Below are 22,272 nucleotides of genomic sequence, written 5' to 3' on the forward strand. Positions count from 1 at the left end.
CCGCTCGGGCGCGCCGCCGGCTCGGCCCCGCGCCCGCGCGCTCCGCCGGCTCAGCCCCGCGCCCGCCCGAGCAGGTCGCCGAGCGCCGCGGCGACCGCAGCCGGCGCCTCGACCGCGGTGAGGTGACCCGCCCCGGGCACCACCACGGCCTCGACCCCGAGCGCCCCCGCCATCCCCCGGGCCTCGGCCACCGGCGTCGGCCGGTCCTCGTCGCCGACGAGCACGAGCGCCGGCCCGCGGTATGCCGCGAGCACCGCGGTGCGGTCCGGCCGCGCGGCCATCGCCCGCTGCGACCACGCCACCCCGGCCGGCGGCTGCGCCCCGATCAGCGCCTCCAGCCGCGCGACGAGCTCCGGCCGCTCCCGGGACGCCCCGCCGAGCAGCGCGGTGGCCATCGGCAGCACCTCGTCGACGGTGCCGCTCGTCTCCACCGCGTCCGCGACCCGCAGCCGGTTCGCGCGGGCCTCGTCGGTGTCGGCGGTCGCCTTGGTGTCCAGCAGCCCCAGCCCCGCGACCAGCCCGGGGTGCCGCTCGGCCAGCGCGAGCGCCACGTACCCGCCCATCGACAGCCCCGCGACGACCGCGCGCCGGTGCCCCGCCTCGGCGAGCACCGCGGCCACCGCGTCCGCCGCGGCCTCCAGCGACGGCTCCGGCAGCGCCACCCCCTGGGCGGCACCCAGCCCGGGCAGGTCGACCGCCAGGACCGGGCCGTCCAACAGCGGGGCGACGTCGGCCCACATCCGGGAGTCGAGCGGGAACGCGTGCAGCAGGACGAGCGGCAGCCCGGTGCCCGGTCGCAGCGCGTGCAGGGTGACGGTGGCGGTCATGCGTCCTCCTGGTCGGATCCGGCGAAGGCCTCGCCGTCGGGCGACTGCGGGACGGCCGGCGCCTCCGCCTGCTCGCTGGGCCCGTCCCAGGTGGTCGGCAGCGGCACGGGCAGGCCCGGGCGCACGTGCCGGACGATCTCGTCGAGCACGCGCCGGACGTACGGCTCCCCGACCCACAGGTGCTTGGCGCCGTCGACGCCGATCACCTCCGCCTGGTGCACCCGGGCGAACCGCTCACGGGCCTCGGCGGGGCGCAGGTAGTCGTCGTGCTCGGGGACCAGCACGACCAGCGGCTTGCCGTCGGCGTCCCAGGCGTCCAGGTCGGCGTCGGTCGCCCGGTGCAGCGGCGGCGACAGCAGGACGGCGCCCTCGACGGCGGGGTCCAGGCCGTGCATCAGCGCGAGCTCGGTGCCGAAGGACCAGCCGACGAGCCAGGGGTGGGGCAGGTCGCGGAACTCGGCGAGCTCGATCGCGGCGTGCACGTCGAACTTCTCCGCCACGCCGCCGTCGAACGCGCCCTCGCTGGTCCCGCGCGGGCTCGACGTCCCGCGGGTGTTGAAGCGCAGGACCGCGACGTCGGCGAGCGCCGGCAGCCGCCAGGCGGCCTTCCGCAGCACGTGCGAGTCCATGTAGCCGCCGTGCGTCGGCAGCGGGTGCAGCGTCACGAGCGTGGCCGCGGGGGTCCGCGGGGTGCCGTCGGCGTCGACCGGGAGCGCCAGCTCGCCGACCAGGGTGAGGCCGTCGGCGGTGTGCAGCTCGACCTCCTCCCGGTGCGCGGGCAGGACGGTCAGCGACCGGATGGGCGTGGGGGCGGCTGCGGTGGTCATCGAGGTCGAGCGTAGTCCGGCGCCCGGGGCCGCGACCCGGCCGCGCGGGGCGCGGTCAGCGCCGCGTCGGGCCCCGCCGGTGCCGCGCCGACCAGCACGCGGTGTGCCAGTGCCGCCGGTCGGCCAGCGCCGCGTCGGGCCCGAACAGCCCGTCCGCCCGCCAGGCGACGACGTGCGGCGTGCCGGTCGCGATCTCCTGGTCGCAGCCCGGGCAGCGGAACGTGCGGTCGGAGCCGCCGACGCGCTGCACCGTCCACGCGCCGTCGGCCGACTCCTCGGACGTGCGGCCGCCGCGCACCCGGTCCAGGTCGAGCGGGACGTGCTCGGCGGCGTAGGGGCGCTTGCCGGAGCGGCGGGAGGACGGCACGCTCCCGATTGTCCCCCGGCGCGCCGGAGGGCGGCCACCGTGCGGCGGCCGCCCTCCGGCGCGCGTGCGCTCCCGGGCCCGCGATCCGGCCCGGCCCGGCGTCAGGACAGCCCGGCCGCCGACTCCGCGGGCGCGATCGTCCGCGTCGCGACGAGGTCCCGGTACCAGAGCGCCGAGTCCTTCAGGGTCCGCTCGAGCGTGTCGTAGTCGACCCGCACGATGCCGAACCGGCGGTCGTAGCCGTACGCCCACTCGAAGTTGTCCATCAGCGACCACACGAAGTAACCGCGCACGTCCGCGCCGGCGTCCATCGCGGCGCCCACGGCGTCGATGTGGTCGTGCAGGTACTCGACGCGGTCGAGGTCGTGCACCCGCCCGTCGGCGGACACCTCGTCGGCGAACGCCGCGCCGTTCTCGGTGACGGCCAGCGGGATCGACGGGTACCGCTCGTGCATCTCGAGCAGGAGGTCGGTCAGGCCCTGCGGCTCGATGTTCCAGCCCATCGCGGTGTGCGGGCCCGGCTGCGGCAGCCACTCGACGTCGTCGCAGCCCACCCACGGGCTGACCACCGACGACTTGTGCCCGTCGACGCCGGGGCTGCCGTCGCCGACGACCGGCTCGCCGTGCAGCCGCTGCACCCGGCCCGTCGAGTAGTAGTTGATGCCGAGCAGGTCGATCGGCTGCCGGATGAGCTCCAGGTCGCCGTCCTGCACGAACGACCAGTCGGACACCGCGGCGGTCTGGGCGAAGACGTTCTCGGGGTACCGGCCCTCGAGCAGCGGCTGGAGGAACACCTCGTTGGCGACGGTGTCCACCTGGCGCTTGGCCTCGACGTCCTCGGGCGCGTCGGACGCGGCGCGGGTCACGTGCAGGTTGAGCGTGATCGACACCTGCGCGGCGTCGCCCAGCACCTCCCGGATCGCGAGGGCGGCGAGCCCGTGCGCGAGGTTGAGGTGGTGCACGGCGGCGAGCGAGGCGCCCTGCTCGGTGCGGCCCGGGGCGTGCACTCCGGAGGCGTAGCCCAGGTACGCGGAGCACCACGGCTCGTTGAGGGTCGTCCACACCGTCACCTTGTCGCCCAGCACCTCGGCGAGCTTGCGGGCGTAGTCGGCGAACCGGTAGGCCGTCTCGCGGTTGGTCCAGCCGCCTTCGTCCTCCAGGGCCTGCGGCAGGTCCCAGTGGTAGAGCGTGACGACGGGCTTGATGCCGGCGGCGATCAGCCGGTCGACGAGGTCGGTGTAGAAGGCCAGCCCCTCGGCGTTCCACTCCCCCGAGCCGGTGGGCTGGACGCGCGGCCAGGCGATCGACAGCCGGTAGGCCTGCAGGCCGAGGGACTGCATGAGCGCGACGTCCTCGGGGACCCGGTGGTAGTGGTCGGCCGCGACGGCGCCGGTGTCGCCGTTGAGCACGGCGCCCGGGCGCGCGGAGAACGTGTCCCAGATGGACGGCGCGCGGCCGCCCTCGGTGGCGGCCCCTTCGATCTGGTAGGCCGCGGTGGCCGATCCCCAGAGGAAGTCGGCGGGGAACGTGCGCCCGGAGGGGCGGGAGGTGGTCATCAGGAGCTTCCTCGGTTCAGGTGGGTGAGCCGCGGGACGGCGATGTCGAATCGATACGATACACGACTGATGGGAGCGCTCCCGCGCCCCTGGTCCGCGCGAAGTGCCACCGAGTGGGCAGTAGATGTCGCCTCGCGTCACCCGGAGGCGACATCTACTGCCCGCTCGGCGAGAGCGGCGGGTCAGGCGGGCAGGGTGAGCTCCGCGCGGGCGCCCTCGGCCGCCTGCGGCGCGCCCAGGGCCGCCGCGACGTGCCACGTCCCCGGGACGGCGCCCGTCGCCTCGACGGTGACCGTCGCGCCCGACCGCCGCGCCACGAACTCCACGTCGCCACCCGCGCCGCGGACCGTGGTCCGCGCCTCGGCGCCGTCCGCCAGGCCGAACACCCGGAGCGTGACGCCGTCGGCGTGGTCGTAGTCCGGGCGGTCGGTGCGCGCGCCGACGGGCAGCAGGGTCCCGGGGCGGACCAGCACGGGCAGCGAGTCGAACCCGTGCCGCTGCCGGTGCCACCGCGGGCCGGACACCGTCGAGCCGTCGAGCAGCGACGTCCACTCCCCCTCGGGCACGTAGACGTCCACGTCGCCCTCGGCGGTGAACACCGGCGCCACCAGCAGCGAGGGGCCCAGCGCGTACTGGGTGTCGACCGTCGCGGCGCCCGGGTCGTCCGGGAACTCGAGGAACAGCGGCCGCATGACCGGCAGCCCGTCGGTGTGCGCCTCGCGGCCGACCGCCGACAGGTAGGGCATGAGCGACAGCTTGAGCTCGGTGAACCGCTGCGTGACCTTGACGGACTCCTCGTCGAACGCCCACGGCACCCGGTACGACGACGACCCGTGCAGCCGGGAGTGCGAGGACAGCAGGCCGAACGCGAGCCAGCGCTTGAACACCGCGGCATCCGGGGTGCCCTCGAATCCGCCGATGTCGTGCGACCAGTACCCGAACCCGGACGACGCCAGCGACAGCCCGCCGCGCAGCGACTCCGCCATGGACACGAACGTCGACTCGCAGTCGCCGCCCCAGTGCACGGGGAACTGCTGGCCGCCGGCGGTCGCCGACCGCGCGAACAGCACGGCCTCGCCCTCGCCCTTGACCTCCTCCAGCAGCTCGAAGACCGCCTTGTTGTACAGGTGCGTGTAGTAGTTGTGCATCCGCTCGGGGTCCGAGCCGTCGTGCCAGACGACGTCCGTCGGGATCCGCTCGCCGAAGTCGGTCTTGAAGCAGTCGACGCCCATGTCGAGCAGCGCCCGCAGCTTGCCCTTGAACCACGCGGTGGCGTCGGGGTTGGTGAAGTCGACCAGGCCCATGCCGGCCTGCCACAGGTCCCACTGCCAGACGGAGCCGTCGGCGCGCTTCACGAGGTAGCCGAGCTCGGCGCCCTCGGCGAACAGGTGCGAGCGCTGCGCGATGTACGGGTTGATCCAGACGCACACCTGCAGGTCCCGCTCGTGCAGCCGGGAGAGCAGGCCCTCGGGGTCCGGGAACGTCGCCGGGTCCCACACGAAGTCGCACCAGTGGAACCGGCGCATCCAGAAGCAGTCGAAGTGGAACACCGACAGCGGCAGGCCGCGCTCGGCCATGCCGTCGATGAACGACATGACGGTGGCCTCGTCGTAGTCCGTGGTGAACGAGGTCGACAGCCACAGGCCGTAGGACCAGTCGGGCACGGCGGCCGGGCGCCCGGTGAGCGCGGTGTAGCGGCGCAGCACGTCCTTGGGCTCCGGGCCCGCGATGACGTAGTACCGCAGCCGCTGCCCGGCGACGCTGAACTGCGTGCGGGACACCACCTCGGAGCCGATCTCGAACGAGACGTGCCCGGGGTGGTCGACGAACACGCCGTAGCCCGCGTCGGTCAGGTAGAACGGCACGTTCTTATACGACTGCTCCGAGGACGTGCCGCCGTCCGCATTCCAGATGTCGACGGTCTGGCCGTTCTTGACGAACGGGGTGAACCGCTCGCCGAGGCCGTAGACGTGGTCGCCGACGCCGAGCCCGAGCTGCTCGCGGACGAACGGCCGGCCCTCGGCGTCGGTGATCACGCCGACGCCGCGGGAGGTGGCGCCGGTGACGACCCGGCCGTCGACCTCGACGTCGAGCGCCCACTCCCCCGTCGTCGACACCCGGGCGGTGAGGTTGCCCGTGGTCAGCGAGGCGCGGGGGTCGTCGTCGGTCGGCCCGGCGACGACGACGTGCGGCGCGGCGTCGGCGAGCCCGAACGCCGGCCCGTGGTCGACGCCGCCCTGATGGTGCTCGATCGTCACGCCGAGGACCCCCTCGGCGGGCGAGTCCAGGGTGATCGTGATGAGCGGGTGGTTGAGGGTGTCGCCGCGCGTGGCGAGGCGACCGGTGCCGGCGTAGGCGGTGAGCGTCCGCTCACCGAGCACGACCTCGTCGACCGCGCGCGGGCGCTGCACCGTGACGCCGGGGAGGGTCTGCCAGTAGCCGTCGGTGAACTTCATGGATGCTGCCCTTGCCTTACTTGACCGCGCCCGCGGTGATCCCGCGGGTCAGCGTGCGCTGGAAGATGAGGAAGAAGACGATCGCCGGGATCATCGAGACGAGGGCGCCCGCGTTGGTCGTGGGGGCGTCCATCATGCGGTCGCCCTGCAGCGAGGCGAGGGCCACCGGGATCGTCTGGGTGGCGTTGGTCGTGAGCATGACCAGCGGGATGAAGAACTCGTTCCACGTCCAGATGAAGAAGAAGATCAGCAGGACGCTGAGCGTCGGCCGGACCACCGGGAACACGACGCCCCACAGGGTCCGCCACCGGCCCGCGCCGTCGAGGGACGCCGCCTCGAGCAGCGCCTTCGGGAACGTGCCGAGCACCGAGGACAGCAGGTACGTGCCGAACGCCGCCTGGATGACCGTGAAGATGATGATGACCGACCACTGGTTGTTGGACAGGCCCACCTCCTGCGCCATCTGGAACAGCGGGTAGACCAGCACCTCCTGCGGCAGCATGTTCGCGAGCAGGAACAGCGTGACGATCCACATCCGGCCCTTCACCCGGCCGACGCCGAGCGCGTACGCGCTGAACAGCGACAGCACGACGGCGAAGAGCGCGACCGCGCCCGAGATCCAGACGGAGTTGACCAGCTTCTCGGGGAAGTTGACCCGGGTCCAGAAGTTCCGCAGGCCCTCGGTGTAGAACTCCGCCGGCCAGGACAGCGGGCCGTTCTGGGAGTAGTCCGCCGGCGCCTTGAACGCGTTGAGCACCATGATGACGAACGGCACCAGCATGACGACGGCGACCAGCACGGCGGCGGCGAGCACGAACCAGCGCGCGGTGCCGCGGCGGTGCCGGCGGTCGGCGTCGGTCGCCTTCGCGCGCGGCGGGCGCGGCGGGCGACCGGTGGCGACCGGGGTCGGCAGCGTCTCGATCGGGGCGGCCATCAGCGACCCTCCTCCTCACGGCGGGCGCTGCGGGCCTGCAGCACCATGATGACGACGGCGATCAGGATGATCAGGACCGTCAGGACGTTCGCGATCGCGGCGCCGTAGCCGACCTTCGACTTGTCGAAGAAGTTCAGGTACGAGTAGTACGACGGCACGAGCGTCGACGACTCGGGGCCGCCGCGGGTCAGCACGTAGATCGGCCCGAACACCTTGAGCGCGGCCACGGTGCAGGTGAGCGTGATGACGAACGTCTCGGGCTTGATCTGCGGGATCGTGATGGCGCGGAACCGGTGCCACCAGCCGGCGCCGTCCAGCTCGGCCGCCTCGTACAGCTCGGGGTCGACCCGCTGCAGCGCGGACATGAAGATGACGACGGGGTAGCCGATCTGGATCCAGATCAGCACCAGCATGACGGTCGGCAGCGCGGTGTCGGTCGAGCCCAGCCAGTTGGGCGGGTTCGCGACGCCGATCTCCCGCAGGATCACGTTCACCGCGCCGGTCTGGGAGTTGAGGATCCAGTTCCACAGCACGCCGGCGACGGCGACCGGCAGGATCTGCGGCAGGTAGTAGGTGGCGCGGAGCACCGAGGCCACGCGCGGGCCGAACCGCTTGCCGAGCACGTCGAACAGCGTGGTCGCGAGCAGCAGGCCGATCAGCGTCGGCACCACCACCATCGCGAGGATCATCGCGATGGAGTTCCGGAACGACGTCCAGAACTGCTCGTCCGCGAGCAGGTCGGTGTAGTTGCCGAGCCCGTACCAGCGCAGCGGGGCGTTGCCGCCCTTCCACTTGTGCAGGCTGTACCAGATGTTCATCCCGAACGGGATGAGGATGACGACGGTGAAGGCGATCAGGCCGGGCAGCAGGTACGGCAGGTACCCGACCCAGTCGCGCGAACGGCGGCCGCGGCGGCTGCCGCGGGTGCGCGGCTCCTGCGGCGGCGCGGCGCGGTCGACGGTGGTCAATGCGACTCCTCGAGGGTGGGGTGCCCGGGCCGGCGACGTGCGCCGCCGGCCCGGGCGGGGGTGCCGGGGCTCAGCCCTCGAGCAGGTCCGTCTTGCCGTCCTGGTAGGCGGTGGACAGGCCGTCCAGCACCTCCGACGGGGACTTCGACTGGTTGACCAGCGACTGGAGCTCGCTGACGATCACGTCGTAGTAGCCCGGGACCGGCCAGTCGGGGTAGAACGCCAGGCCGTCCTCGTCGAGGATCGACTCGAAGTTCTCGGTCATCTCCTTGGTCTTCTCGTCCGTGATCGACGAGGAGTCGCCGGCGACCGGCAGGCCGCCCTTCTGGCCGAGGATCTCCTGCACCTCGGGGCGCAGCGTGATGTCGATGAACTCGTACGCCAGGTCCTTGTTGGCGGCGTTCTCGGGGACGACCCACAGGTTGCCGGAGGAGCCCGGGTGCATGGTGTTGTCCGGGAACAGCGCCTGGGTCCAGGTGAACGGGATCTCCTCGACCAGGCGGCCGAACCACCAGGAGCCGGAGACCATGATCGGGTAGGTGCCGTTGATGAACGACACGCCCATGTCCTCGGCGGTCAGCGCGGCCGAGTCGGACGCGATGTAGCCGGCCTTGATCCACTCGTCGAGCTTCTCGGTCGCCTGCGTGAACGCCTCGTTCTGGAAGTCGACGTCGTCGGCGAACAGCTGGTAGTCGTCGATCAGGTCGCGGTCGCCGTAGTGCAGCACCAGCTCGTACCAGAGCTGGCCGAGCGGGTACTCCGCGCCGGCCTCGGCGAGCGGGGTGATGCCGGCGGCCTTGAACGTGGCCAGCGCGGCCTCGAACTCGTCGAAGGTCGTCGGCTGCGCGATGCCCTGCGCGTCCAGCATGTCCTGGTTGTAGTAGACGCCGACGAACTCGCCGTAGTTCGGCACCCCGTACCAGTCGCCGGAGCCCATGAGGCCCTGCTCGTCGTACATCGCGGTCGTCTGGATGGAGTCGGGCAGGGTGTCCGCCCAGCCGCGCGAGTCGGCCTCCTCGGTCAGCGGGGTGATGAGGCCCTGCGAGGCGAGCTGGCCCGCGGTCGCGTTGCCCTTGTTGTACTCCATGACGTCCGGCACGTCGTCGCCGGTGAGGAAGATCTTCGCGTTCTTCTGGATCTGCTCGAACGTCTGGTTCTCGACGTTCACCGTGACGTCCGGGTTCTCGTCCTCGAAGATCTCGATGGCCTTGGCCCACGCCTGGCCCATCGCCGAGTCGTCGTTCTCGTAGTGCCAGACGGTCAGCGTGTCGCCGTCCGAGCCACCGCCCCCGCCGCTGCTGTCTCCGCCGCACGCCGCCAGGGCGAGCGGCAGGGCGAGCGCCAGGGCGCCGGCCACGTACCGCTTCCGCGCAGATGCCATCACACGTCCTCCTCGTCGAGTTCCTGCTGTGCTGGTCGGGGACCGGCGGTCGCCGGCGCCCCGTGGTCGATGGGTCTAGGGGGTCGTCGCCCCGGCGAGCGCACCCGCCTCGGCGCCGCGCGGCGCCGGCCCGGTGCTGCCCAGGTCCACGAGCCGGCACGGCTCGAGGACGGGGGCGGGCACCTCGCCGGTGCCGAGCAGGGCGAGCAGGGCGTCGACGCCCGCCCGCCCGAGCTGCGCGCCGGGGGCGTGCAGCGTCGTGAGCGGCGGCACCGTCTGCCCGGCGACCGCCGGGGACGACACCACCGCGAGCACGGACAGCTCCGCGGGCACGGCCACGCGGCGGACCGCGAGCTCGGCGGCCACGCCGAACGTCGCGTCCTCGTTCATGGTGATGACGGCGGTGGGCGCCGGGGACGCGTCGAGCAGCCCGGCCAGCGCCGCGCGGCCGCCGGCCACGGACTCCTCGGCGTACACCTGCACGGGGTCGAGGCCGCGGGCCAGCATCTCGGCCGTGTAGGCCGCGGCGGCGCGCACGGTCGGGCCGTGGCCCTCGGCGAGCCGGTGCTCGGCGTGGTTGACGAACGCGATCCGGGTGTGGCCGAGCCCCGCGAGGTGCGCGACCGCGTCGGCGAGCGTGGCGGCGAAGTCGACGTCGACGGTGGGCACCTCGGGGTCCGCCTCGTCCGCGGTCCGGCCGATGAGCGTCACCGGGACGCCGGCGCCCCGGAGGGCGGCGACCCGGGCGTCCCAGGCGTGCACCTCCATGACCAGCACGCCCTCGGCGAGCCCGCGGCGCGCGACGTCGAGCACCCCGTCGGCGTCCTCGGCCGCGAACGGCCAGAGCACCAGCTGGTACCCGCGCTCCTGGGCGACCGCGGCCGCGCTGAGCACGAACTCGGCGGAGGTCCGGCTGAGGCCCGAGTCCGCGACGGGGTACGTCAGCGCGAGCACCCGGCTGCGCCGCGTGGCCAGGCCGCGGGCCAGGGCGTTGGGCCGGTAGCCGAGCTCGTCCATCACGGACTCGACGCGGGCGCGGGTCGCGGCGGACACGGGGCGGGCGCCGGTGAGCGTGGCCGACACGGTGGACAGCGCGACGCCGGCCCGGCGTGCCACGTCCTGCATCGTCACCATCGTCGTGCGGCCCTCTCCCTCGAGTGTCCGGCGGCACCTCGTCCGTGAGGTGTCGAAGCGCTTCGCGCGATCGTCACTGTAGGCCCGGGATCGCGAGGGCGTCCAGCCCCGCAGGTCTCGAATCGGTCACGACCTTCGTCGAATCGCTTCGATGGTAATCGACGGGGACAGCGGCAGGTCAAGTCGCGCGAACAAGCGCATGTCGTGGGACGAATCCGGCACGAGGGCGTCGTGGGTGCGCACCGCAGTCGAACCGCTTGCACACCGCGAAGCGCTTCGCCTCACGGCCGGAGCCGCACCCGCCCGTCCCCCGGCACGCACCCGCGCCCCGACCTGCGCCGACGGACCCCGCACCCCCACTACCCTGGGCGGATGGCGACCATCGGGGACGTGGCCCGCACGGCGGGGGTGTCCGTGTCGACCGTCAGCTACGTGCTGAGCGGCAAGCGCACGATCTCGGGGCCCACCCGCGACCGGGTGCAGCGCGCCATCGCCGAGCTCGGCTACCGCCCGCACGCCGGCGCCCGGGCCCTGGCGTCCAGCCGCAGCAACGTGATCGCCCTGATGGTGCCGTTCCGCCCGGGCATCAACGTGCAGATCATCATGCAGTTCGTCGGCGGGGTCGTCACGACCGCGCGCGAGCACGACCACGACGTCCTCGTGCTCACCCAGGACGACGCGCAGGGCATCGACCGGGTCGCGGCGAGCTCGACGGCCGACGCCCTGATCGTCATGGACATCGAGTCCGAGGACGCCCGGCTCCCCGCGCTGCGCGCCCTGGCGCTGCCGAGCATCCTCATCGGCGTCCCCGACGACACCACCGCGCTGAGCTGCGTCGACCTCGACTTCGCCGGCGCCGGGCGGCTCGCCGTCCGCGAGCTCGCCGGGCACGGGCACCGCCGGCTCGTGCTGGTGGGCGCGTCCCAGGACCGGCTCGACCACCGCGCGAACTACGCCGTGCGCATGCGGCAGGGCGTGCTGGAGCAGGCCGCGGCGGCCGGGGTCGAGGCCGCGGTCGTGCCCGCCGAGCCGACGTTCTCCGGCGGTGCCGCGGCCCTGGACGCGGTGCTGGCGCAGCACCCGGGCACCACCGGCCTCGTCGTGCACAACGAGGCCGCGCTCGGCGGGCTGCTGGCCCGCGCGGCCGAGCGCGGGCTGCGGGTGCCGGGCGACCTGTCGATCGTGGCCGTCAGCCCCGCCGAGATGGCCGCCGCGCTGCCGGTGCCGGTCTCGATCATCGAGGTGCCCGGCGAGCGGATCGGCCGGATCGCGGTCGAGATGGTGATGGCCCGCCTGTCCGGCGAGGACATGGCGGAGACCCGCCTGGTCTCGCCCGCCTACACGGACCACGGCAGCGTGGCGGCGCCCCACGGCTGAGCCCGCGCTCTCCTACGGCTTCCGGCGCGGCCGCACCCGATCGCCGTGCGCGGGGCCGGGAAGCGTAGGCGGCGTGGGCACACGGCCCGGGCGACCGGCGTCCGCCGGGCCCTCAGGCCGTGACCAGCCGCCCCGCGCGGTACACGGCGACCGGGGCCAGGTCCTCGTCCGTCACGACGACGTCCGCCCGCCGGCCGACCGCCAGCGCGCCCAGGTCGGGCCGCCCCAGCACCTCCGCGGGGGTCGTCGCCGCGGCGCGCACCGCCGCCACCAGCCCGATCCCCGACGCCACCACCGTCCGCACCACGTCCAGCAGGTGCGCCGTGCCGCCCGCGATCGCGCCGGCCGAGCCGTCGTCGCCGAGGATCCGCGCCACCCCGCCGCCCACCCGGACCGCCATCGGACCGAGCCGGTAGTCGCCGTCCGCCATGCCCGCCGCGGCCATCGCGTCGGTGACCAGCGCGATCGAGCCCGGGCCCACCAGGTCGAACACCGCCCGCACCGTGCCGGGGGCGAGGTGGGTGCCGTCCGCGACCAGCTCGACGACCAGGTCCCCGCGCGCGGCGGCGGCCAGGCAGGCGGCTACCGGGCCGGGGTCGCGGTGGTGCAGCGGGCGCATGCCGTTGAACAGGTGCGTGGCGGTGGGCCGCGGCGACCGGCCCGGCGCGCCCAGGCGACCGGTCAGCAGGGCGCGCGCCCGGTGCACCGCGACGTCCACCTGCTCGGCGGCCGCGTCGGTGTGCCCGACCGACGGCACCGCGCCGCCGGCGACCAGGGCCGCGAGCACGTCCCCGCTCCCGGCGCCGGAGCCGTCGGCGACGCCCGGCACCTCCGGCGCCACGGTCATCGTCACCAGGTGCCCTCGTGCGGCCGCGATCAGGTCGGCCACCAGCGCCGGGTCGCCCGGCAGCATGTCCCCCGGGTTCTGCGCCCCGCACCGGTCGACCGACAGGAACGGCCCCTCCGCGTGGATCCCGACCAGGTCGCCCGACTCCACCAGGTCCGCCAGCAGCGCCGCGCGCGCCAGCAGCACGTCCCGGGGCGCGGTCACCAGCGACGCGACCAGGCTCGTCGTGCCGTGCCGGAGGTGCTCGCGCACGGCGACCAGGGCCTCGTCGCGGGTCGTCGCGTCCGGGAAGCTCGACCCGCCGCCGCCGTGGTCGTGCAGGTCGACCAGCCCGGGCAGCAGGGTGGTCCCGGGCGCCGGGGCGGGCGGCAGGTCCGCTGCCCAGCGCCCGGGCACCTGCGCGGCGGGCCCGACCCAGGCGATGCGCCCCCCGGAGAGGACGACGGCGCCGTCGGGCACGACCTCGGCCGGCGTCACCACCTCCCCGCGCAGGACGACGTCGGCGGGGGCGGTGTCGGCGGTGGTCACGGCCCCATCATGGCGCACGCCCGGCGCTCCGCGGGGGCACCCCGGGTCAGAACAGGCGCGAGTCCACGTCGTCGACGCCGCGCATGGCGTCGTAGTCCAGGACCAGGCACGCGATCCCGCGGTCGGTCGCCAGGACCCGCGCCTGCGGCTTGATCTCCTGCGCCGCGAACACGCCCCGCACCGGCGCGAGCAGCGGGTCGCGGTTGAGCAGCTCCAGGTACCGGGTCAGCTGCTCGACGCCGTCGATGTCGCCGCGGCGCTTGATCTCGACGGCCACCGTCGCGCCGGCCGCGTCCTTCGCGAGGATGTCGACCGGGCCGATGGCCGTCGGGTACTCGCGGCGGACGAGGGTGTGGCCCGCGCCGAGCACGTCGATCTGCGCGGCCATCAGCTCCTGCAGGTGCGCCTCGACGCCGTCCTTGATCAGCCCCGGGTCGACGCCCAGGTCGTGGTCGGAGTCGTGCAGCACCTCGTGCACCTCGATGACGAGGCGGTCGTCGCTCTTGGTGTGCTGGACGGTCCACACCTGCGCGACGCCGCGCTCGAGCGCCTCGCCGGCGGCCTCCTCCGTGCGGAGCGTGCACGGCGGGCTCATCCAGTTCAGCGGCTTGTACGAGCCGCCGTCGGAGTGCAGCAGCACCGACCCGTCCGCCTTGACCACGACCAGCCGGGTCGCGAGGGGCAGGTGGGCGTTGAGCCGGCCGCTGTACCGGGCCGAGCAGCGCGCGACGAGCAGGCGCATGGGAGTCCTTACGGGTCAGATCACGTGGTGCGGCACCGGCGGGGCGGCCTCGAGCCAGGACGTCAGCCCGGCGTACGCCTCGGGGGTCATGAGGAGCTCGACCTCCTCCGGGCCGGCGGCGCCGGGGACCCGGCAGCGCACGAGGTACGGCCCGCCGACCACCGCGGCGTCGACGGCGGTGCGCTCCAGCACTTCCATGCCGCCGCGCGGCCAGACCTGGCCGGGGCGCGGGGCGAGCGAGCGCAGCCGCCACCAGTACAGGTGGCGCGCGCCGTAGTGCGCGATGCCGCGGGACCAGCGGGTGCCGACCCGCAGCGAGCAGCGGAACGACCCCACCCGCCGGGTGAGGCTGCTCCACCGCGACAGGCCGAGGCCCACCACGACGAGCGCGGCCACGACGAGCAGCAGCGCGAGGAACGCGATCTGGTGCCCGGTCACGGCCGACCCGCCGGCGTCAGCGGCCGGACGTGCCGGAGGCCACCGCCTCGGCCGCGTCGACGACGACGGTCACCTGGTCGCCGTCGACGGAGAGGAAGCCTCCCTCGACCGCCCAGCGGTGCACCGTCCCGCCGGCCTCGATCACCCGGACCTCTCCGCGCCGGAGCACGGAGAGGACCGGGGTGTGCCCGGCCAGGATGCCGATCTCGCCGTCCGACGCGGGCGCGCTCACCTGACGCGCGTCGCCGGACCAGATGGTGCCGTCGGTGTCGACGAGGTCGACCTCGAGCTGGGCCATGGGACGAGAACCTCCTGGAAGGGGGTGGATCGGGGTCGTGCGGGGTGGAGCGACGGGCGTCCGGGTCAGACGCCGTACTCCTTCTGGATGCGGGCCCAGTTGCGCTCGAGGTCCTCGAGGCCGCCGATGTTGAAGAAGGCCTGCTCGGCGATGTGGTCGAACTCGCCGTCGGCGATCTTCGCGAACGCCTCGACGGTCTCGGACACCGGGACCGTGGAGCCCACGACGCCGGTGAACTTCTCCGCCATGTAGGTGTTCTGCGAGAGGAACTGCTGGATGCGGCGGGCGCGCGCGACGACCGTCTTGTCCTCCTCCGACAGCTCGTCGACACCGAGGATCGCGATGATGTCCTGGAGCTCCTTGTTGCGCTGCAGGATCGACTTCACGCGGGTGGCCACGTCGTAGTGCTCCTGGCCCACGTACCGCGGGTCGAGGATGCGCGAGGTCGACGCCAGCGGGTCCACCGCGGGGTACAGACCGCGGGACGCGATCTCGCGGGAGAGCTCCGTCGTCGCGTCGAGGTGCGCGAACGTCGTGGCCGGGGCCGGGTCGGTGTAGTCGTCGGCCGGCACGTAGATCGCCTGCAGCGAGGTGATCGAGTGGCCGCGCGTCGAGGTGATGCGCTCCTGCAGCAGGCCCATCTCGTCCGCCAGGTTCGGCTGGTAGCCCACCGCGGACGGCATGCGGCCGAGCAGCGTGGAGACCTCGGAGCCGGCCTGGGTGAACCGGAAGATGTTGTCGATGAACAGCAGCACGTCCTGCTTGGCGACGTCGCGGAAGTACTCCGCCATCGTCAGCGCCGACAGGGCGACGCGCAGACGCGTGCCCGGCGGCTCGTCCATCTGGCCGAAGACGAGGGCGGTCTTGTCGAAGACGCCCGCCTCCTCCATCTCGACGATGAGGTCGTTGCCCTCGCGGGTGCGCTCGCCGACGCCGGCGAACACGGACACGCCGCCGTGGTCCTGCGCGACGCGCTGGATCATCTCCTGGATGAGGACGGTCTTGCCGACGCCCGCACCGCCGAACAGGCCGATCTTCCCGCCGAGCACGTACGGCGTCAGCAGGTCGATGACCTTGATGCCGGTCTCGAACATCTGGGTCTTCGACTCGAGCTGGTCGAACGCCGGGGCCTTGCGGTGGATGGGCCAGCGCTCGGTGACCTCGAACGTCTCGCCCTCGGCGAGGTTCAGCACCTCACCGGTCACGTTGAAGACGCGGCCCTTGGTGACGTCGCCGACGGGCACCGAGATCGGCGCGCCGGTGTCGGTGACCTGGGCCCCGCGCACGAGGCCGTCGGTGGGCTTGAGCGCGATCGCGCGCACCAGCGAGTCGCCGAGGTGCTGCGCGACCTCGAGCGTCATGTCGAACCCGCCGGACTCCTCGCCCTCGCCCTGCGACGACAGGTCGATGTGGACGGTCAGCGCGTTGTAGATGTCGGGGATCTGGTCCGCGGGGAACTCGATGTCCACGACGGGCCCGATCACACGGGCGACGCGGCCCACGCCCGGCGTGGCCGTGGAGTCCTTCGCGTCGACGGTGGTCGCGGTCATGTCTGCCTGCCTTCGGTCGTCCGCCGGTGTCCGGCGGGCTGGTTCGGGTCGTGCGGTCGGGCGGTTCAGGAGGCGAGCGCGTCGGCGCCCGACACGATCTCGCTGATCTCCTGGGTGATCTCGGCCTGGCGGGCCTGGTTCGCCAGCCGCGTGTACGTGCGGATGAGGTCCTCGGCGTTCTCCGTCGCGGTGTGCATCGCGCGCTGCCGGGCCGCGAGCTCGGACGCCGCCGCCTGCAGCAGGCAGGCGAAGATCCGGGTCCGCACGTACCGCGGGAGCAGGGCGTCCAGGACCTCGGCCGCGTCGGGCTCGAAGTCGTACAGCGGGAGCGCCTCGTGCTCGCCGGCGGGGGCGACGCCCTCGACGACCTCGAGCGGCAGCATCCGGATGACCTGGGGGCGCTGGCTCACCATGTTGACGAACTGCGTCGACACGATGTGCAGCTCCCCCACGCCGCCGTCGGCCGGGTCGGCGTCGAAGGCCGCGAGCAGCGTGCTCGCGATCTCCTCGGCCAGCTCGGACGTCGGGGCGTCGGACTGCCCGGTCCACACGGCCGCCAGCTCACGCTGCCGGAACCGGTAGTAGGACTCGGCGCGGCGGCCGCTGACGTAGAGCGCGACCTCCTTGCCCTCGCCCTCGAGCCGCTCGACCAGCCGCTCGGTCTCGCGGATGACGGACGCCGAGTAGGCGCCCGCCATGCCGCGGTCCGAGGCGATGAGCAGCACGGCGACGCGGTTGGTGTCGTCGCGCTCCGCCAGCAGCGGGTGCGAGACGTCCGAGTGCGTCGCGACCGCCGAGACGGCCCGCGTGATCGCGCGGGCGTACGGCGACGCCGCGGCCATCCGGTCGCGGGCGCGCCCGATGCGGGACGCCGCGATCAGCTCCTGCGCGCGGAACATCTTCTTCAGCGACTGGGTCGACCTGATCCGCTGCCGGTAGACCCGCTGCTGTCCGGCCACGCGTCAGGCCTTCTTCTGCCGGACGATCTGCTCCTGCTCGACCGGGGTCTCGTCCTCGGGCTGCTCGGCGCCGACCAGCGGCGTGCCGTCGCCCTTGAGGAACCCGTGACGGAACTCGTCGACGGCGGCGGACAGCTTGTCCTCCAGGTCGTCGCCGAGCTTGCCCGTCCCCGCGATCGTGCTGAGCACGTCCGTGTTGCGGCGCAGGTGGTCCAGCAGCTCGGACTCGAACCGGCGGACGTCCTCGACCGGCACGTCGTCCAGCTTGCCCTTGGTGCCGGCCCAGATCGACGCCACCTGCTCCTCGACCGGGAACGGCGAGTACTGGGGCTGCTTGAGCAGCTCCATCAGGCGGGCGCCGCGGGTCAGCTGCGCGCGGGACGCGGCGTCCAGGTCGGACGCGAACATCGCGAACGCCTCGAGCGACCGGTACTGCGCCAGGTCGAGCTTCAGCGTGCCCGAGACCTGCTTCATCGCCTTGACCTGCGCGGCACCACCGACGCGGGACACCGAGATGCCCACGTCCACGGCGGGGCGCTGGTCCGCGTTGAACAGGTCGGACTGCAGGAAGATCTGGCCGTCCGTGATCGAGATGACGTTGGTCGGGATGTACGCCGACACGTCGTTGGCCTTGGTCTCGATGAACGGCAGGCCGGTCATCGAGCCGCCGCCGAGCTCGTCGGACAGCTTCGCGCAACGCTCCAGCAGGCGGGAGTGCAGGTAGAACACGTCGCCCGGGTACGCCTCGCGGCCCGGCGGGCGGCGCAGCAGCAGGGACACGGCGCGGTACGCCTCGGCCTGCTTCGACAGGTCGTCGAACACGATGAGGACGTGCTTGCCGCCGTACATCCAGTGCTGGCCGATGGCCGAGCCGGTGTAGGGCGCCAGGTACTTGAAGCCGGCCGGGTCGGACGCCGGGGCCGCGACGATCGTCGTGTACTCCAGGGCGCCGGCCTCCTCCAGGGCGCCGCGGACGGCGGCGATGGTGGAGCCCTTCTGGCCGATGGCGACGTAGATGCAGCGGACCTGCTGCTCCGGGTCGCCGGTCTCCCAGTTGGCCTTCTGGTTGAGGATCGTGTCGATCGCGATCGCGGTCTTGCCGGTCTGGCGGTCGCCGATGACGAGCTGCCGCTGGCCGCGGCCGATCGGGATCATCGAGTCGATCGCCTTGATGCCGGTCTGCAGCGGCTCGTGCACCGACTTGCGGGCCATGACGCCCGGGGCCTGGAGCTCGAGCGCGCGGCGGCCCTCGGAGACGATCTCGCCGAGGCCGTCGATCGGCTGACCCAGCGGGTCGACCACGCGGCCGAGGAAGGCGTCGCCGACCGGGACGGACAGGACCTCGCCCGTGCGGCGGACCTCCTGACCCTCCTCGATGCCGGTGAACTCGCCGAGGACGATGACGCCGATCTCGCGGACGTCGAGGTTGAGCGCGAGGCCCAGCGTGCCGTCCTCGAAGCGGAGCAGCTCGTTGGCCATCGCGCCCGGCAGGCCCTCGACCCGGGCGATCCCGTCGCCGGCCAGGGTGACCCGTCCGACCTCCTCGGCGGCGGCGCCGGTGGGCTCGTACGTCGTGACGAAGCTGTCCAGCGCGGCGCGGATGTCCTCCGGCCGGATCTGCAGCTCGCTCATGGCATCTCTCCTGTCGTGCAGCACGCCCGCGGCGTGCGCTCCCACGTGGGTGGTCGGGTCGGGCCGTCGGGCCCGGTCAGCTGGCAAGTCGTCGGCGTGCGTCCGCCAGCCGTGCGAGCACGGTCGCGTCGATCACCTCGGGGCCGACCTGCACGCGCAGGCCGCCCAGGACGTGCGGGTCCACGAGGACCTGCACCTGGATCTCGCGCCCGTAGGCGCGACCGAGGATCTCGGCGAGCCGCGCCCGCTGGGCGGGGCCCAGGTCGGCCGCGGTGGTGACCGTGGCGACCGTGCGGCTCCGGCGCTCGGCGATCAGGTCGCCGAGGTGCCCGAGGGTCGCGACGTACCGGCGGCCGCGCGGCGCCACGGCCGCCCGGCGCGCGAGCACCTGCGTCACGCGGGCGCCCGTGCCGTTCAGCAGGCGGTCGACGAGCTGGCCGCGCGCCTCGGCGTGCAGCGTGTCGTCGTACAGCCGGCGGCGCACCTCGCGCTGCCCGGCGAGCGCGCGGCCGATCCGGAACAGCTCCTCCTGGACCTGCTCGATCGTGCCGTCCGCCTCCGCCGACGCGAGCACGGCCGAGAAGGCCAGCTGCTCGGCGGCGTCGGCGAGGTCGCCCTCCTCCGACCACCGCGCCCGCACCAGCCCCTGCGCGGCCTCGACCGCGCGGGGGTCGGCGCCGGTGAGCAGCCGGGCCACGAGCGCGGCCTTGGCCTCGCCGTCGGCCGACGGGTCGGTGAGGGTGCGCCGCAGCGAGCCGGACGAGTCCAGCGCGTCGACCAGCGCGAACAGCTGCTCTCCGAGCAGCAGCCCCTCGGCGCCGGCCGACCGCAGCACCGGCTCGAACCGGCCCTCCGCGGCGGCCAGCGACGCCCGGCTCGTCCCTCGCATCAGTTCCCCTTACCCGCGGTGGCGGTGGTCTGCGCGTCCAGCTCGTCCAGGAACCGCTCGACGACGCGCGAGCGACGCGCCTCGTCCGCGAGCGACTCGCCGACGATCTTCGACGCGAGCTCGGTGGCGAGCGAGCCGACGTCCGCACGGAGCGACACGGCGGCCTGCTGGCGCTCGGCCTCGATCTGGCGCTGGGCCGTCTCGGCGATCCGAGCCTGCTCGGCGGTGGCCTTCTCGCGCGCCTCGGCGACGATCTGGCCGGCCTCGGAGCGCGCCTCCTCGCGGATGCGCGCCGCCTCGGCGCGGGCGTCCTGGAGCTGCTGCTCGTACTCCGCCTTCGCGGCGGCAGCCTCCTCCTGGGCGCTGGCGGCTTTCGCGAGCCCGCCCTCGATCTTCTCGGTCCGCTCGTCGAGCACCGCCTGGAACTTCGGCAGCACGAGCTTGTAGAAGACGACGCCGATCACGATCAGGACGACCGACGACCACAGGATGTCGTAGCCGGCGGGGATGAGCAGGCGCCAGCCCTCGACCTCTTCGGTCTCCGCGGCCAGGATGCTCGCCGCGGGGAGCGCGGCGGTGATCACGAGAAGAGGAAGCCGGTGATCAGGCCGAGGAGGCCGAGGACCTCGACGAAGCCGATGCCGATGAACATGGTGGTCCGGAGCTGGCCGGCGACCTCGGGCTGGCGCGCCATGCCCTCGACGGTCTTGCCGATCAGGATGCCGAGGCCGATGCCCGGGCCGAGAACCGCGAGGCCGTAGCCGACGGTCGCGATGTTGCCCGAGATGGCGTTCTCGGCCGCAAGGATGACGCTGGGGTCCGCGAGAAGAGACACGCTGTGCTCGTTCCTTCCGTTTGGCCGCCGACCGGTCGGCCGGCGGTCGTCTGGTGACGAGGGCCCGTCGAGGCCCCCGTGGGGTGGTGCTGGTCAGATCAGGTCAGTGCTCGTCCTCGATGGACTGGCTCAGGTACACGGCCGTCAGGACGACGAAGATGTAGGCCTGCAGCGCGGCGACGAACACCTCGAACAGGGTGATCGCGAAGCCGCCCGCGAGGGTGAGCGCGCCGAAGGGCTTCAGGCCGCCGCTCGCCTCGAACAGCAGGAACTGGGTGGCCGAGAAGCAGAGCACCAGCATGAGGTGCCCGGCGACCATGTTGGCCATGAGCCGGATCGCCAGGGTGACGGGCCGCAGGACGAACACCTGCAGGAACTCCACCGGCGCCAGCAGGATGTACAGCGGCCACGGCACGCCCGGGGGGAACAGGCTCGTCTTGAGGAACCCGCCCACGCCGTGCGCCTTGACGCCGGCGCCCAGGTACATCACGTACACCCAGAGGGCCAGCATGACCGGCAGGCCGATCAGCGAGGTGCCCGCGATGTTGAGGAACGGGATCACGCCCGTGATGTTGAAGGCGAAGATCGCGAAGAAGATTGTCGTCAGGAGCGCGACGTACTTCGGTGCCTTCTCCTTGCCGAGGATGTCCTGGGCGACGTTGATCCGGACGAAGTCGAGCAGCATCTCGGCCATGTTCTGGCCGCGGCGCGGCACCAGGCGGGCCCGGCGCGCGGCGATGACCATGAGGGTCAGCAGCACCGCGACGGCGACGAAGCGCACGACCTGGATGCGGTTGATCTCGAAGATCGTGCCCTCGAACCAGATGGCGGGAGGGAAGAACTCGGCGATCGACGGCTTGTGGAACCCGGACTCGCCTTCGGCAGCGAGCGGCAGGATCGTCGCAAGGCTGGACAGAGCAGTCTCCTGTAGGTCGAAGGCTCGCGGCGTCGGGTGCCTCGAGGTGCGGGTCACCGCGCCGGGACCCGGCCGTCGTGGGTGGTTCGGCTGGAAGCCTAGCCTACGGAACGGCCGGACCCGTCCGGCTCGTCCCCATTCGGGACCTTGGGCCTAGCACCTGTAGGGGACACGTAAGGCACCCTGCCCCGCGACACCGCCCGGTAGTCGAGCAGCGCGGACCCGATGACCGCCACCGCGACCACGACGGCCAGCACGTACCGGTCGTAGAAGTCCTGGCCGCGCAGCACCGCGAGCACCACGATCACGACCACGAGCTTGCCCAGCCAGGTGCCCATGATCACGGCCATCATCCGGCCCGGGGCGGCGGTGTCGGTCTTGAGCATCGACAGCGTCGTGGTCCCCGAGAACACCAGGGCGATGGCGGCGCCGATCAGCGCGCCCCACACCCCGGGCAGGCCGGCGACGAGCCAGCCGACGGCCACGCCGACGACGGTGACGCCGACGACGAGCCAGATCATGTCGCGCAGGGCGCGGCGGAACACGGCGGCCACCTCGGGGCTGTCCCCCGGGCGGGGGGTCGGCTCGGCGGTGGGGTCGGTCATCGGTCCGTCCTCGGGTCGGCGTCGTGCAGGGCGTCGGTCAGGCGGGTCAGGGGGTGCGCCGCGGCGGGTCCGGCGGCGAGGCCGGGGCCGGCCGCGACCGCGGGGCCAGCCGCGGTCGCGGGGCCGGCGGCGGGGCTGTCTCTTCTCCCCCTCTGACCCTGCCGACGAAGGCCGTGGAGTGTCGATCTCGGTTGTTGCCGTATCCT

General features: G+C 73.3%; 22 protein-coding genes. 1 reads left to right on the plus strand and 21 read right to left on the minus strand.

From position 1 onward, the window contains the following. Nucleotides 1–50: 50 nt before the first annotated feature. The 9 genes from AC3WUG_RS16795 to AC3WUG_RS16835 form a co-directional block, all read right to left on the minus strand. Entirely contained in the window at nt 51–827 is a 777-nt protein-coding gene (locus AC3WUG_RS16795; protein WP_492328709.1) for an alpha/beta fold hydrolase, read from the minus strand. Continuing rightward, on the minus strand, nt 824–1,654 hold the full coding sequence (locus AC3WUG_RS16800; protein WP_217616901.1) for an alpha/beta hydrolase: 831 nt from the start codon (nt 1,652–1,654) through the stop codon (nt 824–826). Before AC3WUG_RS16800 ends, AC3WUG_RS16795 begins: the two co-directional genes overlap by 4 nt. Before the next feature lie 55 nt (nt 1,655–1,709). After that, the gene (locus AC3WUG_RS16805) at nt 1,710–2,021 is read right to left on the minus strand and encodes an Rv1322 family protein (protein WP_492328710.1); all 312 of its coding nucleotides are present in this window, start codon (nt 2,019–2,021) and stop codon (nt 1,710–1,712) included. Between the two features lie 101 nt (nt 2,022–2,122). Then, the gene (locus tag AC3WUG_RS16810; protein ID WP_492328711.1) at nt 2,123–3,577 is read right to left on the minus strand and encodes a glycoside hydrolase family 1 protein; all 1,455 of its coding nucleotides are present in this window, start codon (nt 3,575–3,577) and stop codon (nt 2,123–2,125) included. A 182-nt stretch (nt 3,578–3,759) separates the two neighbouring features. Continuing rightward, the gene (yicI, locus tag AC3WUG_RS16815; RefSeq protein ID WP_492328712.1) at nt 3,760–6,033 is read right to left on the minus strand and encodes an alpha-xylosidase; all 2,274 of its coding nucleotides are present in this window, start codon (nt 6,031–6,033) and stop codon (nt 3,760–3,762) included. A gap of 16 nt (nt 6,034–6,049) precedes the next feature. Further along, nucleotides 6,050–6,967, minus strand: coding sequence for a carbohydrate ABC transporter permease (locus AC3WUG_RS16820; protein ID WP_492328713.1), 918 nt, complete (start codon nt 6,965–6,967; stop codon nt 6,050–6,052). Next, complete coding sequence (locus AC3WUG_RS16825) at nt 6,967–7,935, minus strand: carbohydrate ABC transporter permease (RefSeq protein WP_246855010.1); 969 nt, start codon at nt 7,933–7,935, stop codon at nt 6,967–6,969. Before AC3WUG_RS16825 ends, AC3WUG_RS16820 begins: the two co-directional genes overlap by 1 nt. 70 nt (nt 7,936–8,005) lie before the next feature. Next, entirely contained in the window at nt 8,006–9,316 is a 1,311-nt protein-coding gene (locus tag AC3WUG_RS16830) for an ABC transporter substrate-binding protein (protein WP_492328714.1), read from the minus strand. Nucleotides 9,317–9,391: 75 nt separating this feature from the next. Further along, on the minus strand, nt 9,392–10,441 hold the full coding sequence (locus AC3WUG_RS16835; RefSeq protein WP_492328715.1) for a LacI family DNA-binding transcriptional regulator: 1,050 nt from the start codon (nt 10,439–10,441) through the stop codon (nt 9,392–9,394). 381 nt (nt 10,442–10,822) lie between these two features. On the opposite strand from AC3WUG_RS16835, the gene AC3WUG_RS16840 reads away from it, so the two are divergent. Then, a complete protein-coding gene (locus AC3WUG_RS16840; protein ID WP_492328716.1) occupies nt 10,823–11,827 on the plus strand; it encodes a LacI family DNA-binding transcriptional regulator in 1,005 nt (334 codons plus the stop codon). A 112-nt stretch (nt 11,828–11,939) separates the two neighbouring features. Here AC3WUG_RS16840 and AC3WUG_RS16845 read toward each other — a convergent pair whose 3' ends face one another. The 12 genes from AC3WUG_RS16845 to AC3WUG_RS16900 all read right to left on the minus strand — a co-directional run bounded on the left by AC3WUG_RS16845 (nt 11,940) and on the right by AC3WUG_RS16900 (nt 22,066). Continuing rightward, complete coding sequence (locus tag AC3WUG_RS16845) at nt 11,940–13,202, minus strand: N-acetylglucosamine-6-phosphate deacetylase (protein WP_492328717.1); 1,263 nt, start codon at nt 13,200–13,202, stop codon at nt 11,940–11,942. 46 nt (nt 13,203–13,248) lie between these two features. Next, nucleotides 13,249–13,944, minus strand: a complete 696-nt coding sequence (nucS, locus tag AC3WUG_RS16850; protein WP_492328718.1) for an endonuclease NucS — start codon at nt 13,942–13,944, stop codon at nt 13,249–13,251. A gap of 15 nt (nt 13,945–13,959) precedes the next feature. Beyond that, nucleotides 13,960–14,382, minus strand: coding sequence for a DUF2550 domain-containing protein (locus AC3WUG_RS16855; RefSeq protein ID WP_492328719.1), 423 nt, complete (start codon nt 14,380–14,382; stop codon nt 13,960–13,962). 16 nt (nt 14,383–14,398) lie between these two features. Beyond that, entirely contained in the window at nt 14,399–14,680 is a 282-nt protein-coding gene (locus AC3WUG_RS16860) for a F0F1 ATP synthase subunit epsilon (RefSeq protein WP_147795956.1), read from the minus strand. A gap of 65 nt (nt 14,681–14,745) precedes the next feature. Further along, the gene (atpD, locus tag AC3WUG_RS16865) at nt 14,746–16,230 is read right to left on the minus strand and encodes a F0F1 ATP synthase subunit beta (protein WP_147795955.1); all 1,485 of its coding nucleotides are present in this window, start codon (nt 16,228–16,230) and stop codon (nt 14,746–14,748) included. A gap of 65 nt (nt 16,231–16,295) precedes the next feature. Further along, nucleotides 16,296–17,189: a F0F1 ATP synthase subunit gamma gene (locus AC3WUG_RS16870; protein WP_492328720.1), complete on the minus strand. Its 894-nt coding sequence runs from the start codon at nt 17,187–17,189 to the stop codon at nt 16,296–16,298. A gap of 3 nt (nt 17,190–17,192) precedes the next feature. Beyond that, nucleotides 17,193–18,821, minus strand: a complete 1,629-nt coding sequence (gene atpA, locus AC3WUG_RS16875; protein WP_492328721.1) for a F0F1 ATP synthase subunit alpha — start codon at nt 18,819–18,821, stop codon at nt 17,193–17,195. A 76-nt stretch (nt 18,822–18,897) separates the two neighbouring features. Beyond that, entirely contained in the window at nt 18,898–19,710 is an 813-nt protein-coding gene (locus AC3WUG_RS16880; protein ID WP_492328722.1) for a F0F1 ATP synthase subunit delta, read from the minus strand. Then, entirely contained in the window at nt 19,710–20,294 is a 585-nt protein-coding gene (locus tag AC3WUG_RS16885; RefSeq protein WP_371300433.1) for a F0F1 ATP synthase subunit B, read from the minus strand. Before AC3WUG_RS16885 ends, AC3WUG_RS16880 begins: the two co-directional genes overlap by 1 nt. Further along, entirely contained in the window at nt 20,291–20,545 is a 255-nt protein-coding gene (gene atpE / locus AC3WUG_RS16890; protein WP_276509384.1) for an ATP synthase F0 subunit C, read from the minus strand. The genes AC3WUG_RS16885 and atpE overlap by 4 nt, the downstream gene beginning before the upstream one ends. 103 nt (nt 20,546–20,648) lie before the next feature. Continuing rightward, complete coding sequence (gene atpB / locus AC3WUG_RS16895; protein ID WP_492328723.1) at nt 20,649–21,518, minus strand: F0F1 ATP synthase subunit A; 870 nt, start codon at nt 21,516–21,518, stop codon at nt 20,649–20,651. Nucleotides 21,519–21,559: 41 nt separating this feature from the next. Further along, a complete protein-coding gene (locus AC3WUG_RS16900; RefSeq protein ID WP_492328724.1) occupies nt 21,560–22,066 on the minus strand; it encodes a Cg1360 family ATP-synthase-associated protein in 507 nt (168 codons plus the stop codon). Nucleotides 22,067–22,272 lie beyond the last annotated feature (206 nt).

This window comes from Cellulomonas sp. EB106-03-03-XG116 (assembly GCF_058792015.1).

Bases quoted from the DNA above. Each gene is read 5' to 3' on its own strand.
- atpD (WP_147795955.1), bottom strand. From the start codon at position 16,230: ATGACCGCGACCACCGTCGACGCGAAGGACTCCACGGCCACGCCGGGC.
- AC3WUG_RS16800 (WP_217616901.1), bottom strand. From the start codon at position 1,654: ATGACCACCGCAGCCGCCCCCACGCCCATCCGGTCGCTGACCGTCCTG.
- AC3WUG_RS16900 (WP_492328724.1), bottom strand. From the start codon at position 22,066: ATGACCGACCCCACCGCCGAGCCGACCCCCCGCCCGGGGGACAGCCCC.
- nucS (WP_492328718.1), bottom strand. From the start codon at position 13,944: ATGCGCCTGCTCGTCGCGCGCTGCTCGGCCCGGTACAGCGGCCGGCTC.
- AC3WUG_RS16830 (WP_492328714.1), bottom strand. From the start codon at position 9,316: ATGGCATCTGCGCGGAAGCGGTACGTGGCCGGCGCCCTGGCGCTCGCC.
- AC3WUG_RS16820 (WP_492328713.1), bottom strand. From the start codon at position 6,967: ATGGCCGCCCCGATCGAGACGCTGCCGACCCCGGTCGCCACCGGTCGC.
- AC3WUG_RS16795 (WP_492328709.1), bottom strand. From the start codon at position 827: ATGACCGCCACCGTCACCCTGCACGCGCTGCGACCGGGCACCGGGCTG.
- yicI (WP_492328712.1), bottom strand. From the start codon at position 6,033: ATGAAGTTCACCGACGGCTACTGGCAGACCCTCCCCGGCGTCACGGTG.
- AC3WUG_RS16810 (WP_492328711.1), bottom strand. From the start codon at position 3,577: ATGACCACCTCCCGCCCCTCCGGGCGCACGTTCCCCGCCGACTTCCTC.
- AC3WUG_RS16860 (WP_147795956.1), bottom strand. From the start codon at position 14,680: ATGGCCCAGCTCGAGGTCGACCTCGTCGACACCGACGGCACCATCTGG.
- AC3WUG_RS16835 (WP_492328715.1), bottom strand. From the start codon at position 10,441: ATGCAGGACGTGGCACGCCGGGCCGGCGTCGCGCTGTCCACCGTGTCG.
- atpA (WP_492328721.1), bottom strand. From the start codon at position 18,821: ATGAGCGAGCTGCAGATCCGGCCGGAGGACATCCGCGCCGCGCTGGAC.
- AC3WUG_RS16840 (WP_492328716.1), top strand. From the start codon at position 10,823: ATGGCGACCATCGGGGACGTGGCCCGCACGGCGGGGGTGTCCGTGTCG.
- AC3WUG_RS16880 (WP_492328722.1), bottom strand. From the start codon at position 19,710: ATGCGAGGGACGAGCCGGGCGTCGCTGGCCGCCGCGGAGGGCCGGTTC.